This window comes from Pseudomonas sp. SP16.1 (assembly GCF_052682975.1).
In genome coordinates, this window is record NZ_JBQYFZ010000001.1 from 3091985 (window position 1) to 3107676 (window position 15692).

Annotated in this window: 13 protein-coding genes; 10 read left to right on the plus strand and 3 right to left on the minus strand. The window is 66.6% G+C overall.

Annotated elements, in window-relative coordinates; all coding sequences use genetic code 11:
• Nucleotides 1-61: 61 nt before the first annotated feature.
• Together tsf and rpsB are read right to left on the minus strand one after the other, a co-directional pair.
• Nucleotides 62-925 carry a translation elongation factor Ts gene (gene tsf, locus ACUTAF_RS14775; protein ID WP_445580658.1) on the minus strand — a complete coding sequence of 288 codons (864 nt, stop codon included), beginning with the start codon at nt 923-925 and terminating at the stop codon, nt 62-64.
• Nucleotides 926-1054: 129 nt separating this feature from the next.
• Nucleotides 1055-1798 (minus strand): 30S ribosomal protein S2, encoded by a 744-nt coding sequence (rpsB, locus tag ACUTAF_RS14780; protein ID WP_445580659.1) that lies wholly within the window; start codon nt 1796-1798, stop codon nt 1055-1057.
• A gap of 306 nt (nt 1799-2104) precedes the next feature.
• Here rpsB and map point away from each other — a divergent pair, with 306 nt between their 5' ends.
• The 3 genes from map (at nt 2105) to dapC (ending at nt 6864) form a co-directional block, all read left to right on the plus strand.
• Nucleotides 2105-2887 carry a type I methionyl aminopeptidase gene (gene map, locus ACUTAF_RS14785; protein WP_445580660.1) on the plus strand — a complete coding sequence of 261 codons (783 nt, stop codon included), beginning with the start codon at nt 2105-2107 and terminating at the stop codon, nt 2885-2887.
• A 67-nt stretch (nt 2888-2954) separates the two neighbouring features.
• Nucleotides 2955-5648 carry a [protein-PII] uridylyltransferase gene (locus tag ACUTAF_RS14790; RefSeq protein WP_445580661.1) on the plus strand — a complete coding sequence of 898 codons (2694 nt, stop codon included), beginning with the start codon at nt 2955-2957 and terminating at the stop codon, nt 5646-5648.
• Nucleotides 5649-5664: 16 nt separating this feature from the next.
• A complete protein-coding gene (dapC, locus tag ACUTAF_RS14795) occupies nt 5665-6864 on the plus strand; it encodes a succinyldiaminopimelate transaminase (protein WP_445580662.1) in 1200 nt (399 codons plus the stop codon).
• 37 nt (nt 6865-6901) lie between these two features.
• On the opposite strand, the gene ACUTAF_RS14800 is transcribed toward dapC, so the two are convergent.
• Entirely contained in the window at nt 6902-7330 is a 429-nt protein-coding gene (locus tag ACUTAF_RS14800) for a hypothetical protein (RefSeq protein WP_445580663.1), read from the minus strand.
• 250 nt (nt 7331-7580) lie between these two features.
• Between ACUTAF_RS14800 and ACUTAF_RS14805 the strand changes: the two genes are divergently transcribed.
• The 7 genes from ACUTAF_RS14805 to ggpS all read left to right on the plus strand — a co-directional run bounded on the left by ACUTAF_RS14805 (nt 7581) and on the right by ggpS (nt 15597).
• Entirely contained in the window at nt 7581-7928 is a 348-nt protein-coding gene (locus ACUTAF_RS14805) for an ArsC family reductase (RefSeq protein WP_445580664.1), read from the plus strand.
• 13 nt (nt 7929-7941) lie between these two features.
• Entirely contained in the window at nt 7942-8565 is a 624-nt protein-coding gene (locus ACUTAF_RS14810; protein WP_445580665.1) for a LysE family translocator, read from the plus strand.
• Nucleotides 8566-8592: 27 nt separating this feature from the next.
• The gene (gene dapD, locus ACUTAF_RS14815) at nt 8593-9627 is read left to right on the plus strand and encodes a 2,3,4,5-tetrahydropyridine-2,6-dicarboxylate N-succinyltransferase (RefSeq protein ID WP_445580666.1); all 1035 of its coding nucleotides are present in this window, start codon (nt 8593-8595) and stop codon (nt 9625-9627) included.
• Nucleotides 9628-9810: 183 nt separating this feature from the next.
• Complete coding sequence (locus ACUTAF_RS14820) at nt 9811-11016, plus strand: aminotransferase class V-fold PLP-dependent enzyme (RefSeq protein WP_445580667.1); 1206 nt, start codon at nt 9811-9813, stop codon at nt 11014-11016.
• Between the two features lie 31 nt (nt 11017-11047).
• The gene (locus ACUTAF_RS14825; RefSeq protein WP_445580668.1) at nt 11048-11452 is read left to right on the plus strand and encodes a SufE family protein; all 405 of its coding nucleotides are present in this window, start codon (nt 11048-11050) and stop codon (nt 11450-11452) included.
• 533 nt (nt 11453-11985) lie between these two features.
• Entirely contained in the window at nt 11986-13248 is a 1263-nt protein-coding gene (locus ACUTAF_RS14830; protein WP_445580669.1) for an MFS transporter, read from the plus strand.
• A gap of 90 nt (nt 13249-13338) precedes the next feature.
• A complete protein-coding gene (gene ggpS, locus ACUTAF_RS14835; protein WP_445580670.1) occupies nt 13339-15597 on the plus strand; it encodes a glucosylglycerol-phosphate synthase in 2259 nt (752 codons plus the stop codon).
• Nucleotides 15598-15692: the final 95 nt, after the last annotated feature.

The window sequence follows — 15692 nt, forward strand, 5'->3', positions numbered from 1 at the left end:
CGGCAAAGAGGCTGCACGCGCAAGCGGGCAGCCTCTCAGGGACAACTGGCCGAACTGCCGTTTACTGCTTGCTGGCAGCAACCTGGGCAGCGACTTCGGCAGCGAAGTCGGTCTCGGCCTTCTCGATGCCTTCGCCCACTTCGTAACGGACGAAGGAAACGACTTCGGCACCGGCCTTCTTCACCAGGTCACCGACCTTGACTTCCGGGTCCATGATGAAGGCCTGCTCGACCAGGCTGGCTTCGGCGAGGAACTTGGCGATACGGCCCTTGACCATGTTCTCGACGATGTTTTCCGGCTTGCCGGCGATCTTCTCGGCGTTCAGCTGCAGGAAGATTTCCTTTTCCTTGGCAACCAGTTCCTCGGATACCTGGTCAGGGGAAACCACGGCCGGGTTGGAAGCAGCAACGTGCATGGCGACGTGCTTGGCCAGCTCGTCGTTGCCGCCTTTCAGGACGACCAGCACGCCGATGCGGTGGCCGTGCAGGTAGGCACCGACGGTCTCGCCGGAAACGGCGGTCAGACGACGGATATTGACGTTCTCGCCGCACTTGGCGACCAGGGCTTCGCGAGCCGACTCACGGGAGGCGATCAGCGGAGCGGCGTCGGTCAGGTTCTGGGTGAAGGCTTCGTCGATGCTTTCTTTCACGAAAGCCTTGAAGTCGTCCTGCAGAGCCAGGAAGTCGGTCTGCGAGTTGACTTCGATGATCACGCCACGGCCGCCTTCGACGCGAACGGCGATGGAGCCTTCGGCAGCGATGTTGCCGGCCTTCTTGGCGGCCTTGATGGCGCCGGAAGCGCGCATGTCGTCAATCGCCTTCTCGATGTCGCCGCCGGCGGCGACCAGGGCCTTCTTGCACTCCATCATGCCTTGGCCGGTACGCTCGCGCAGTTCTTTGACCAGGGCTGCAGTAATCTCTGCCATTTGAAAATCCTCTCGGTAGGTCTTCAACCAATACGCCCGCTACAGGGGCGAGCAAATCTTTGAGTGGCAAAAAGGGGGCCTAGCCCCCTTCTTGCACAGCGCATAACGCTAGATGCTCGGCGTTACCGCTCAGCCTTCGCTGGCTTCGGCCGCCGGGGCTTCCTCGACGAACTCGTCGGTGCCACCGCCAGCGTTGCTGCGGCCACGGATCACGGCGTCGGCCATGGCACCCATGTACAGCTGAATGGCGCGGATGGCGTCGTCGTTACCCGGGATGATGTAGTCAACGCCTTCCGGGCTGCTGTTGGTATCGACGATGCCGATAACCGGAATGCCCAGCTTGTTGGCTTCGGTGATGGCGATGCGCTCGTGGTCGACGTCGATCACGAACAGCGCGTCCGGCAGACCGCCCATGTCCTTGATACCGCCCAGGCTGCGATCCAGTTTTTCCAGATCGCGGGTGCGCATCAGGGCTTCTTTCTTGGTCAGCTTGGCGAAGGTGCCGTCCTGGGACTGGGTTTCCAGCTCGCGCAGGCGCTTGATCGAAGCACGGATGGTCTTGTAGTTGGTCAGCATGCCGCCCAACCAGCGATGATCGACGAACGGCGAGCCGCAACGAGCGGCTTCTTCGCGAACGATCTTGCCAGCGGAACGCTTGGTGCCGACGAACAGGATCTTGTTCTTGCCAGCGGCCAGCTTCTCAACGAACGACAGGGCGTCGTTGAACATCGGCAGGGTTTTTTCGAGGTTGATGATGTGAATCTTGTTACGCGCGCCGAAAATGTACTTGCCCATTTTCGGGTTCCAGTAACGGGTCTGGTGGCCGAAGTGCACACCGGCCTTCAGCATATCGCGCATGTTGACTTGGGACATGATAGTTCCTTGATAAGTCGGGTTAGGCCTCCACGCATCCCAGCTTCCAACCCTTGCGGGCACCCAGGAAACCGTGTCGATACGTGTGTGGGTTAAAGGCTTTCGGGCATGCTGCCCGTAAAGCGGCGCGTTTTATACCACAAAGGGCGGACGCAAGCTACAAGCTTCGAGCCACAAGCCACAAGCCACAAGCCACGTAACGACTACCGACACCTCTTCGCCCGCAAGGCTTGCGGCCGCCTTTGGGGCTTGCGACTCGTAGCTGCTAAGATACGGCTCTTTTCCGTTCGCGCCCGAGAGCTTCATATGACCGTCACCATCAAATCCCCCGACGAAATCGAGAAAATGCGCGTGGCCGGCCGCCTGGCCGCCGAGGTGCTGGAGATGATCGGCGACCACGTCAAGCCCGGGGTCACCACCGACGAGCTGGATCGCATCTGCCACGACTATATCGTCAACGTGCAGCAGGCCATTCCCGCCCCGCTCAACTACAAGGGCTTCCCCAAGTCGATCTGCACCTCGATCAACCACGTGGTGTGCCATGGCATCCCCAACGACAAGCCGCTCAAGGACGGCGACGTGCTGAACATCGACGTCACCGTGATCAAGGACGGCTACCACGGCGACACCAGCAAGATGTTCATGGTCGGCAAGGTCGCCGAGTGGGCCGAGCGCCTGGCCAAGGTCACCCAGGAATGCATGTATAAAGGCATCGAACTGGTCAAGCCGGGCGCGCGCCTGGGCGATATCGGCGAGGTGATCCAGAAGCATGCCGAGAAGAACGGCTTTTCCGTGGTGCGCGAATACTGCGGCCACGGCATCGGCGCGGTGTTCCACGAGGAGCCGCAGGTGCTGCACTACGGCCGTGCCGGCACCGGCATGGAACTCAAGGAAGGCATGACCTTCACCATCGAGCCGATGATCAACCAGGGACGCCCGGAAACCCGCCTGCTCGGCGACGGCTGGACCGCCATTACCAAGGACCGCAAGCTGTCGGCGCAGTGGGAGCACACCGTGCTGGTCACCGCCAGCGGCTACGAGATCCTGACCCTGCGCAGCGACGACACCCTGCCGCGCACGTCCGCCTGAAGCTGTGCCACGCGCACCACGAACCGTAACGGTGCGCACGGCGCACCCTACAGAGGAAGGCACCTGCATGCCGCAGATGGACCCCGAACTGTTTGACCGCGGTCAGTTCCAGGCCGAGTTGGCGCTCAAGTCCAGCCCCATCGCCGCGTTCAAGAAGGCCATCCGCCATGCCCGCGAGGTGCTCGACGCGCGCTTCGCAGGCGGCCGCGACATTCGCCGCCTGGTCGAGGATCGGGCCTGGTTCGTCGACCAGATATTGCAGGAGGCCTGGAAGCGCTTCGCCTGGAGCGAGGACGCCGACATCGCCCTGCTCGCCGTCGGCGGCTACGGCCGCGGCGAACTGCACCCCTACTCCGATATCGACCTGCTGATCCTGCTCGACAGCAGCGATCACGAGATTTTTCGCGAACCCATCGAGGGCTTTCTGACCCTGCTCTGGGACATCGGCCTGGAGGTGGGGCAGAGCGTGCGCTCGGTCGACGAGTGCGCCGAGGAAGCGCGCGCCGACCTCACGGTGATCACCAACCTGATGGAAAGCCGCACCATCGCCGGCCCCGAGCACCTGCGCCAGCGCATGCAGGCGGTGACCAGCAGCGAGCGGATGTGGCCGAGCCAGCAGTTCTTCCTGGCCAAGCGCGACGAGCGCAGGGCGCGCCACGCCAAGTACAACGACACCGAATACAACCTCGAACCCAACGTCAAGGGCTCGCCCGGCGGCCTGCGCGACATCCAGACCGTGCTCTGGGTCGCCCGCCGGCAGTTCGACACCTTGAATTTGCACGCCATGGTCGGCCAGGGCTTCCTGCTGGAGAGCGAGTACGCCCTGCTCTCCTCCAGCCAGGAATTCCTGTGGAAGGTGCGCTACGCCCTGCACATGCTCGCCGGGCGCGCCGAGGATCGCCTGCTGTTCGACTACCAGGCCAGGATCGCCGCGCTGTTCGGCTACCAGGACGGCGACGGCCGGCGCAGCATCGAGCACTTCATGCAGAAGTACTACCGCGTGGTGATGGGCATCTCCGAGCTGTCGGACCTGATCAACCAGCACTTCGAGGAAGTCATCCTGCGCGCCGGCGAAAGTACCCCGGCCACGCCGCTGAACAGCCGCTTCCAGGTGCGCGACGGCTATATCGAGGTGACCCACCCGAACGTGTTCAAGCGCACCCCCTTCGCCATCCTCGAAGTCTTCGTGCTGATGGCCCAGCACCCGGAGATCAAGGGTGTGCGCGCCGACAGCATCCGCCTGCTGCGCGACAGCCGCCACCTGATCGACGACGAGTTCCGCAAGGACATCCGCAACACCAGCCTGTTCATCGAGCTGTTCAAGTGCCGCGAAGGCATCCACCGCAACCTGCGGCGGATGAACCGCTACGGCATCCTCGGCCGCTACCTGCCGGAGTTCGGTCATATCGTCGGGCAGATGCAGCACGACCTGTTCCACATCTATACGGTCGATGCGCACACCCTCAACCTGATCAAGCACCTGCGCAAGTTCCGCTGGCCGGAGCTGGCGGAGAAGTTTCCGCTGGCCAGCAAGCTGATCGAAAGGCTGCCCAAGCCCGAGCTGATCTACCTCGCCGGGCTCTACCACGACATCGGCAAGGGCCGCGGCGGCGACCACTCGGAGCTCGGCGCGGTGGATGCCGAGGCCTTCGCCCGCCGCCACAACCTGCCGACCTGGGACAGCGCGCTGATCGTCTGGCTGGTGCAGCACCACCTGGTGATGTCCACCACCGCGCAGCGCAAGGATCTGTCCGACCCGCAGGTGATCCACGACTTCGCCCAGTTCGTCGGCGACCAGACCCACCTCGACTACCTCTACGTGCTGACCGTGGCCGATATCAACGCCACCAACCCCAGCCTGTGGAACTCCTGGCGCGCCAGCCTGCTGCGCCAGCTCTACACCGAGACCAAGCGCGCCCTGCGCCGCGGCCTGGAGAACCCGCTGGATCGCGAGGAGCAGATCCGCCAGACGCAGAGCGCGGCGCTGGACACCCTGGTGCGCGGCGGCACCGACCCGGACGACGCCGAGCAGCTGTGGAGCCAGCTCGGCGACGACTACTTCCTGCGCCACACCGCCAGCGACGTGGCCTGGCACACCGAGGCGATCCTCCAGCACCCGGCCGACGCCGGCCCGCTGGTGCTGATCAAGGAAACCACCCAGCGCGAGTTCGAGGGCGGCACGCAGATCTTCATCTACGCGCCGGACCAGCACGACTTCTTCGCCGTGACCGTGGCGGCGATGAGCCAGCTCAACCTGAACATCCACGATGCGCGGATCATCACCTCGACCAGCCAGTTCACCCTCGACACCTACGTGGTGCTCGATGCCGATGGCGGCTCGATCGGCGACAATCCGGCGCGCATCCAACAGATTCGCCAGGGCCTGATCGAGGCGCTGAAGAACCCGGACGAGTACCCGACCATCATCCAGCGCCGCGTGCCGCGCCAGCTCAAGCACTTCGCCTTCGCCCCGCAGGTGACCATCCACAACGACGCGCAGCGCCCGGTGACCGTGCTCGAGCTGACCGCGCCGGATCGCCCCGGCCTGCTGGCGCGTATCGGACGGATCTTCCTCGAGTTCGACCTGTCGCTGCAGAACGCCAAGATCGCCACCCTCGGCGAGCGGGTCGAGGACGTGTTCTTCGTCACCGACGCGAACAACCAGCCGCTGTCCGATCCCGAGCTCTGCGCGCGACTGCAGGAAACCATCGTCCGCCGCCTGTCCGAGCCCAGCGCCCAGCCCACGCAATTTTCCATCTGATTTTCCGGAAGCCCCGATGAACCCAGCCCTCGACCAGCTCCAGCCCTACCCCTTCGAGAAACTGCGCGCCCTGCTCGGCGGCGTGCAGCCGGCCGCCGACAAGCGCGCCATCGCCCTGTCCATCGGCGAGCCCAAGCACAAGTCGCCGGACTTCGTCGCCCAGGCGCTGACCGCGAGCCTCGACAAGCTGGCGGTCTACCCCACCACCCTGGGCCTGCCCGAGTTGCGCCAGAGCATCGCCAGCTGGTGCGAACGGCGCTTCGGCGTACCGGCCGGCTGGCTGGACGCGGCGCGCCACGTGCTGCCGGTCAACGGCACCCGCGAGGCGCTGTTCGCCTTCACCCAGGCGGTGGTCGACCGCAGCCGGAACGGCTTGGTGGTCAGCCCCAACCCCTTCTACCAGATCTACGAAGGCGCGGCCCTGCTCGCCGGCGCCGCGCCGCACTACCTGCCGTGCCTGGAGGCGCAGGGCTTCAACCCGGACTTCGACGCGGTGCCGGCCGAGGTCTGGCAGCGCTGCCAGATCCTCTTCCTGTGCTCGCCGGGCAACCCCACCGGCGCGCTGATCCCGCTGGCAACCCTGAAGAAGCTGATCGCCCTGGCCGACCAGTACGACTTCGTCATCGCCGCCGACGAGTGCTACAGCGAGCTGTACTTCGACGAGGCCAACCCGCCGGCAGGCCTGCTCAGCGCCTGCGCCGAACTGGGCCGCTCGGACTTCAAGCGCTGCGTGGTGTTCCACAGCCTGTCCAAGCGCTCCAACCTGCCGGGCCTGCGCTCGGGCTTCGTCGCCGGCGACGCCGAGATCCTCAAAGCCTTTTTGCTGTACCGCACCTACCACGGCTGTGCCATGCCGGTGCAGACCCAGCTGGCCAGCGTGGCCGCCTGGAACGACGAAGACCACGTGCGCGCCAACCGCGACCTGTACCGCGAGAAGTTCTCCGCCGTGCTGGATATCCTCGCCCCGGTGATGGACGTGCAGCGCCCCGACGGCGGCTTCTACCTGTGGGCGCGCACGCCGGGCGACGACGCGGAGTTCACCCGCGAGCTATTCGCCGCCGAACACGTCACCGTGGTGCCGGGCTCCTACCTGTCGCGCGAGGTGGACGGCGTCAATCCCGGCGCCGGGCGCGTGCGCATGGCGCTGGTCGCGCCGCTGGCCGAATGCATCGAAGCAGCCCAGCGCATCCGCCGCTTTATCGAACGCATCCGATAGCAGTGCAGGCGGGCGCTACGCCCGCCCCCGGCAGGACTCAGGCGAAAAGACCACCGCCCCCCGGTTCCTGACGCTCACGGTCACTGTCGTAATGGCTGCGGCTGGTTCGTGCGTGACGGTTGCGCGTGCCACCGTTGCATTCGGAGCACGACAGCACGAGGTTCCAGGGCGTGCCGTCGTCGTTCTCGAATGCCTGGGCATCGCGAAACAGCCTGCGCACCTCCGACGAACTCGAGGCCTCCATGCGCTGCGCGGCGACATGGTCGCCCTGTACACCCGCCGAGGTGATCAGGCGCTTGCACCAGAAGCACTCGAAGAAGATCACCTGACGCCCCCTGAGGTTCTCCACACAGAACTGGCTATTGGCGTAGGCGTTGTTGATCACGGTTGCCTTGTAGGAGTTGCCGGGCCAATCCTCGATGTTCCATTGCCGGCCGTCTGCATCGGTGTATTGCGGCATATCCATACCTCCATCCCTAGGATTGCGAGAAGCTCCAACGCCGCGCGCCAGAGTCTTCCACTGATAGACGAGCACGCCCGCTGGTGCCATGAAAGAGGTATATCGATCGGCTCTAGTCGCTATCGCCATGCGGCAGATCGAGCAAAGGGTGATCGCCGCCGCGACGCCGGAAGTGTCAAGCGGATCAACGTGGCATAATTGCCGCCGGCATTAATTGGGATGGCTCGCGCCGCCGACAGGATCATTCGGGTAGACCATGAGCAAGACCCTCTACGGCATCAAAGCCTGTGACACCATGAAAAAGGCCCGCACTTGGCTCGACGAGCAGGGGGTGGCCTACGACTTCCACGATTACAAGACGGCCGGCATCGACCGTGCGAGCCTACAGAAGTGGTGCGACGAGCACGGCTGGGAAACCATCCTCAACCGCGCCGGCACCACCTTCCGCAAGCTCGCCGACGAGCAGAAGGCCGACCTCGACCAGGCCAAGGCCATCGAGCTGATGCTGGCCCAGCCCTCGATGATCAAGCGCCCGGTGCTCGATCTCGGTGATCGCACCCTGGTCGGTTTCAAGCCGGACAACTACCAAGCCGCATTGGCCTGACCAGGAACGACTCATGAGCATCGCCTGGACCTTGTTCGTACCTGCCTGTTTCGCCTTGAATCTGGCGCCGGGGCCGAACAACCTTCTGTCATTGAACAATGCCGCGCGGCATGGCTTCGCCATCGCCACGCTGGCTGGTGGCGGACGTCTGTTGGCGTTCGTAGGCATGCTCGCCTTGGCGGCCTCAGGTTTGGCTCTGGTGCTGCATACTTCCGCCTGGTCGTTTCTGGCGATCAAGCTGCTCGGTGCCGGTTACCTGCTGTGGCTGGCCCTCCAGCTATGGCGAGCCGATGCACCGTCACTGCTCACGGATCCAAGACCATCGCGCCCCAGCCTCTGGCGACTGAGTCGTCAGGAGTTTCTGGTAGCGGCGGGTAATCCCAAAGCAATCCTGATTTTTACTGCCTTTCTGCCGCAGTTTGTCGAACCGGGCCAGCCATTGGCCGCCCAGTTCGCCCAACTAGGTGCAGCCTTCCTGCTGCTCGAATGGCTCGCTATCGCTCTTTACTCCTATGCCGGGCTGCGCCTCGGCCGGCTTCTAGCCGGTCAGCGAGCACGGCGTCTGTTCAACCGTGGTTGCGCCGCACTGCTTGGCAGTGCGGGGCTGGGCCTACTGCTCAGCCGTCGCCCAGCCTGACCATTCAACTTTTTCAAGGAAAAGCCCATGTCTCAATCCCTCTTCAGCATCGCCTTCGGCGTCGGCACCCAGAACCGTCAGGGCACCTGGCTGGAAGTCTTCTACGCCCAGCCCCTGCTCAATCCGGCAGTGGAACTGAGCGACAAGGCCGCGGCCATCCTGGGCTACCAGGGCGGCAACCAGGCCATCGCCTTCACCAGCGCCCAGGCCGGCGAACTGGCCGATGCGCTCAAAGGCATCGACGCCGCCCAGGCCGCCCTGCTCACCCGTCTGGCCGAGAGCCACAACCCGCTGGTGGCCAGCTTCCTCGCCGAAGATAGCGCGCCGACCAGCACTCCCGAGGCCTACCTCAAGCTGCACCTGCTGTCGCACCGCCTGGTCAAGCCGCACGGCCTGAACCTCAGCGGCATCTTCCCGCTGCTGCCCAACGTGGCCTGGACCAGCCAGGGCGCGGTCGATCTGGCCGAGCTGGCCGAGCGCCAGCTGGAGGCGCGCCTGAAGGGCGAGCTGCTGGAAGTGTTCTCGGTGGACAAGTTCCCGAAGATGACCGACTACGTGGTGCCGAGTGGCGTGCGTATCGCCGACAGTGCGCGCATCCGCCTGGGCGCCTATATCGGCGAGGGCACCACGGTGATGCACGAAGGCTTCGTCAACTTCAACGCCGGCACCGCAGGCCCGGGCATGATCGAAGGCCGCGTCTCGGCTGGCGTATTCGTCGGCAAGGGCTCGGACCTGGGCGGCGGCTGCTCGACCATGGGCACCCTGTCCGGCGGCGGCAACATCGTCATCTCGGTGGGCGAAGGCTGCCTGATCGGCGCCAACGCCGGCATCGGCATCCCGCTGGGCGACCGCAACACCGTGGAGTCGGGCCTGTACGTCACCGCCGGCACCAAGGTCGCGCTGCTCGACGACAAGGGCGAGCTGGTCAAGCTGGTCAAGGCGCGCGACCTGGCCGGCCAGCCGGACCTGCTGTTCCGCCGCAACTCGCAGACCGGCGCGGTGGAGTGCAAGACCCACAAGTCGGCCATCGAGCTGAACGAAGCCCTGCACGCCCACAACTGAAAAGTTGGTTTAACGCTGCTGCGCTAGCCCATACTGCGTTGCAATAAGGCTCGGATCGGTCATTCAGATCAGTAAAGTCGCCCGCGACTCCGACCGTTCCTCGCCTTATTGCGCCTTGTCTGACCGTCGCTCGCGACACGTTAAACCCAACTTTTAACCGCCAGATGATCTCTGGAAGCATCCATGTCACTGATTTCCCCCTGGCGCGCCGACTTCCCCGGCATCCTCGCCCTCGCAGCCGAGGGCCAGACCTATCTGGACAGCGCCGCCACCGCGCAGAAGCCGCAGGCGGTGCTGGACGCCCTGCTCGGCTACCTCGCCGGCGGCGCCGCCAACGTGCACCGCGCCCAGCATTTGCCAGGCGAGCGCGCCACCCGCGCGTTCGAGGCCACGCGGGACAAGGCGGCGGCCTGGCTGAATGCCGCCAGCCGCGATGAGATCCTCTTCACCCGCGGCAGCACCGAGGCGCTGAACCTGCTGGCCTACGGCCTGGAGCATCTGCTGCAGCCCGGCGACGAGCTGCTCGTCAGCGCCCTGGAGCACCACGCCAACCTGCTGCCTTGGCAGCAGCTGGCCCTGCGCCGCGGCGTGCGGCTGGTGGTGGTGCCGCTGGACACCGCGGGCGCCATCGACCTGACCCGCGCCGCCGAGCTGATCGGTCCGCGCACGCGCCTTGTCGCGGTGTCGCAGCTGTCGAACGTGCTCGGCCGCTGGCTACCGCTCCCCGAGCTGCTGACCCTGGCCCGTGCCCATGGCGCCATCACGGTGGTCGATGGCGCCCAGGGCGCGGTGCATGGCCGCCACGACCTGCAGGCGCTGGGTTGCGACTTCTACGTCTGCTCGGCGCACAAGCTCTACGGCCCGGACGGCGTCGGCCTGCTCTACGGCCGCGGTGCGGCGCTGGCGCAGCTGCGCCACTGGCAGTACGGCGGCGAGATGGTGCTGGAGGCCGATTACCAGAGCGCGCGCTTTCGCCCGGCGCCGCTGGGCTTCGAGGCCGGCACCCCGCCGGTATCGGGCGTGATCGCCCTGGGCGCGGCGCTGGACTGGCTGGCCGGCCTCGATCAGGCCGCGGTGACGCACCACGAGGCGGCGCTGCATGCCGAGCTGCTGGCCGGCCTGACGGCGCGCGACGGCGTGCGCCTGCTCGGCGCGCCGCAGCTGGCACTGGCCAGTTTCTGCGTCGACGGCGTGCACAACGCCGACTTGGCCCATCTGCTCAGCGAACAGGGGATCGCCGTGCGCGCCGGGCATCACTGCGCCATGCCGCTGATGAAGGGGCTGGGGCTGTCCGGCGCGATCCGCGTCTCACTCGGCCTGTACAACGACGGCGACGATCTGCAGCGCTTGTTCGCCGCGCTGGACAACGCGCTGGAGCTGCTGCGATGACCAAGCCCGCTCCTGCGGAACCATTGCATCCATGAACGTGCCGACTGCAGCCCAGGACGCCTTGGAGGCCTTCGCCGCCTGTCCCGGCTGGGAACAGCGCGCGCGCCTGCTGATGCAATGGGGCGAACGCCTGGCGCCGCTGAGCGAGGCCGAGCGCTGCGAGGCCAATCGCGTGCACGGCTGCGAAAGCCTGGTCTGGCTGGTGGCAGAACAACAGGACGGCGCCTGGCAGTTTCGCGCCGGCAGCGACGCCCGCCTGCTGCGCGGTCTGCTGGCCGTGCTGCTGGCCCGCGTCGACGGCCTGAGGGGCGAGGAACTGGCCGCGCTCGACCTGGCCGACTGGTTCGATCAGCTCGGCCTGGCCCGCCAGCTCTCGCCCTCGCGCAGCAACGGCCTGCATGCCGTGCTGCAGCGCATGCGCGAACTGGCTGGCTAGTCGGCACGGCGCCCCCAGGCTTGGCACAATGGCGGTGCGCAGGGCCGATCGCACCATTGACCGGCGCAAACGGACCAAGGTTGAGTATCGACCCCAGCGCAAGGAACCCGCCTAGTCCCGCTCCGGCCAGCATTTCATGGCCTTGCTCGCTGCCCTCGCCTGCGGTTTCACCGCCGCCGCGGCCGCCGATCCGCTGATCGCCGGGCTGGTCAACGGCAACCATGCCTATCTGCTGCAGGGCGCATGCTGATCGCTCTGCTCACGCTGAGCGTGGACAGCCTGTGCGGCGCCCTGGCCGCCCCTGCCGCGGACACCGTGGGATGACCGCCCGAGGGCACCGCGCGCCCCTGCCAGCGCGCACCAGCGGACGGCCGGCGCTGCCCTGCTGCGGTGCAATTGGCTGTCGGATAGCCGCGACGCTTTTTCGTCGATTTTATTTTCTATTTAAAATCAACACGTTACGAACTAAGCGAAGGACATCTGGCCCGTTCTCTGCTTGCACCCCAAGGAATACTGGCCTAGGGTAGCTCGCCATGTGGTCCCTGATTGCCCCCATCGGCTCGTTGCTGAGCGGGGTCGCGTTACTCCTGCTCGGCAATGGCCTGCTCAACACCCTCCTGACCCTGCGTGGCGTCGCCGAAGGCTACTCCACCACGATGCTCGGCCTGATCATGTCCGGGTACTTCGTCGGGTTTCTCCTCGGCACCTGGCTGGCGGCTCCGCTGGTCCGACGCATCGGGCATATCCGCGCGTTCGCCTGTTGCGCCGCGCTCGCCGCCATCGCCGCCCTGCTCCACCTGCTGCTGGTCGACCCCTGGGTCTGGCTCGGTCTGCGCGTGCTCTACGGCCTGGCCCTGGTGACCCTGTACATGGTGGTCGAGAGCTGGCTCAACGCCCAGGCGCCCGGCGAGCAGCGCGGCCGGGTGTTCGCCATCTACATGGCGGTCAACCTCGGCGCCCTGGCCCTGGCCCAGCAGCTGCTACACCTGGCCGCCCCGGTGCAGTTCACCCTGTTCGCCCTCGCCGCCATTCTCATCAGCGCGGCGCTGATGCCCATCACCCTGACCCGCCAGGCCCAGCCGAGCCTGCCGGAAGCGCCGCGCAGCAATCTGCTGCAGCTGTGGCGCATCGCCCCGCTGGCCATAGCCGCCGCCGGCCTGGCGGGCCTGGCGCTCGGCGGCTTCTGGGGCATGGCCCCGGTGTACGCCAGCCTGGCCGGCTTCGATGCCTCCGGCGTGGGCCTGCTGATGACCGCCACCATTCTCGGCGGCGCCCTGCTGCAGTGGCCCATCGGCCTCTATTCCGACAGCCACGACCGGCGCAAGGTACTGCTCTGGGTCGTGGCACTGGCCGCCGGCATGGCCCTGCTGCTCAGCCTGCTGCCGGCCGGCAACGCGCTGCTGGCGGCGATCTTCGTCTGGGGCGGGCTGGCCTTCGCCATCTACCCCATCGCCGTGGCGCAGCTGATCGACCAGCTGCACAAGGACGAGATCCTCGCCGGTTCCAGCGGCCTGCTGATGATCAACGGCATCGGCGCGGTGTGCGGCCCGCTGCTCGCCGGCCTGCTGATGGAGCGCCTGGGCGCGACGGCACTGCCGCTGTACTTCGCCGTCACCCTCGGCCTGCTGGCGGCCTACTGCCTGTACCGCCTGCGCCACGTCAGCGACCTGGTCAGCGGCGACGCCGCGCACTTCGTGCCGATGCTGCGCACCAGCCCCACGGTGCTGGAGCTGATGCCGGACGCGCCGCCACCCGACCACTCCGATACGGAGGAAACCCCGACTCACGCATCCTGAGGATGCACCGCCGGCTGCTTCGGCAAGGCCCCGAGCCTATCCCAAGCAGCCAGAACACCGGCGCCCGCCGCCGCTTCTGGAGAAACCACCATGCTACTGGCCACCGACCTGGATGGAACCTTCCTTGCCGGCGATCCCGAAGATCGCCTGAGCCTCTATCAGACCATCGCCGCCCACCCCGAGATTCAGCTCGCCTACGTCACCGGACGCAGCCTGGAGGCGGTGCTGCCGCTGCTGGCCGACCCGACGCTGCCGCAGCCGGACTTCATCATCGCCGACGTCGGCGCGACCCTGGTCCACGGCGATAGCCTGCAGCCGATCCAGCCGCTGCAGAGCGCGGTGGACGCCCGCTGGCCCGGCGAAAGCCAGGTGGCCGGCGCCATCGAGGCGCTCGGCCTGGAGCGCCAGGACGTACCGCAGGCACGCCGCTGCTCCTATTTCTGCAAGCCCGAGCAGGCGGCCAACCCGGCGCTGCGCGAGATCGCCGACGAGCTGGGCTGCGACCTGCTGTACTCGGCCGAGCTGTACCTCGACTTCCTGCCCAAGGGCGTGAACAAAGGCAGCAGCCTGCGCGCCCTGGCCGACTGGCTGGAGCTGGATCACGACCAGGTGCTGGCGGCCGGCGACACCCTCAACGATCTGTCGATGCTCAGCGCCAGTTTCCATGGCGTCTGCGTCGGCCGCTCCGAGACCGGCCTGCTGGAGGCCACCGCCAACCACTCGCGCACCCTGCATGCCGAGCGCCCCGGTTGCGGCGGCATCCTCGAGGCCTTCGCCCACTTCGGTTTCCTCGGCGAACACGGCATCGCCGCCGAGCGCCGCCAGGCCGCACAGCCGGGCAAGGCCGAGCTGGTGATGGTCTACCACCGCCTGCCCTACGAAGAGCATCGCGGCGCGGACGGCAAGCTGCAGCGGCGCCGGCCCAGCTCGCCCAACGGCATCATCCCCACTCTGCTGAGCTTCTTCGGCGACGGCCGCCCCGGCTCCTGGGTCGCCTGGGCGGTGCACGAGGACGGCGACGAGCCGTTCGACAGCCACACCACGGTGGATGCCGAACGCTACCCCAAACTCACCGCGGCGCGGGTCAGGTTGAGCAAGGCGCAGGTCGACACCTTCTACAAGCGCTTCTCCAAGGAGGCCTTCTGGCCGACCCTGCATACCTTCTGGGAGCGTGCCAGCTTCAACGAGGACGACTGGCAGGTGTTCCTCGAGGTCAACCGCGCCTTCGCCGCCCGCACCGCGCTGGAGGCCGCCGAGGGCGCCATCGTCTGGCTGCACGACTACAACCTGTGGATGGTGCCGGCCTACCTGCGCGAGCTGCGCCCGGACCTGCGCATCGCCTTCTTCCACCACACCTACTTCCCCTCGGCGGACGTGTTCAACGTGCTGCCCTGGCGCCGGCAGATCGTCGGCAGCCTGCTGCAGTGCGACTACATCGGCTTCCATATCCCGCGCCAGGTGGAGAACTTCGTCGATGTCGCCCGCGGCGTGTTCCCGCTCAAGACCCTGAGCTGGCAGAACTGCGCGCCGCGCTTCATCACCTACGGCTGCGCCGTCGGCCTGGAGCGCATGACCACCGCGCTGGACACCGGCAGCCGCCAGGTCAGGCTCGGCGCCCACCCGGTGGGCCTGGATATCGAACGAGTGCGCAGCGCCCTGGAGGCGCCGAAGATTCGCCAGCTGATGGCGCGCCTGCGCGAGGAGATGCAGGGGGTCAAGCTGATCCTCGCGGTGGAGCGGCTCGACTACACCAAGGGCATCCTGGAGAAACTCAACGCCTACGAACGCCTGCTGGCCGACAACCCCGAGCTGCTCGGCAAGGTCACCCTGGTCACCGTCTGCGTGCCGGCGGCCAGCGAGATGACCATCTACGACGAGCTGCAGACGCAGATCGAACAGGCCGTGGGCCGCATCAACGGGCGCTTCGCCCGCATCGGCTGGACGCCCTTGCAGTTCTTCTTCCGCAGCCTGCCGTTCGAGGAGGTCAGCGCCTGGTATGCCATGGCCGACGTGATGTGGATCACCCCGCTGCGCGACGGCCTGAACCTGGTGGCCAAGGAGTTCGTCGCAGCGCAAGGCCTGCTCGGCGGGCGCGGCGTGCTGGTGCTGTCGGAATTCGCCGGCGCCGCCGCCGAGCTCAAGGGCGCGCTGCTGACCAATCCGCACGATCCGGCCGACCTGGCGCAGACCTGCTACCTGGCGCTGAACATGCCCGCAAGCGAAGCCCAGGCGCGCCTGCGCGAGCTGTTCGACATCGTCTGCTACAACGACATCCGCCGCTGGGGCGAGGAGTTTCTCGCCGGCGTCGAACCGGTGCAGCACGACGAGGTGCTGGAACTGGCCGGTTAAGTCCGTTGCTGCGCACGGGGCACCCTATTGGCCTGCCGCGTCCGTAGGGTGCGCCGTGTTGCCTTGTCCGTTGGTGCGCACGGCCTAGGCGGCCC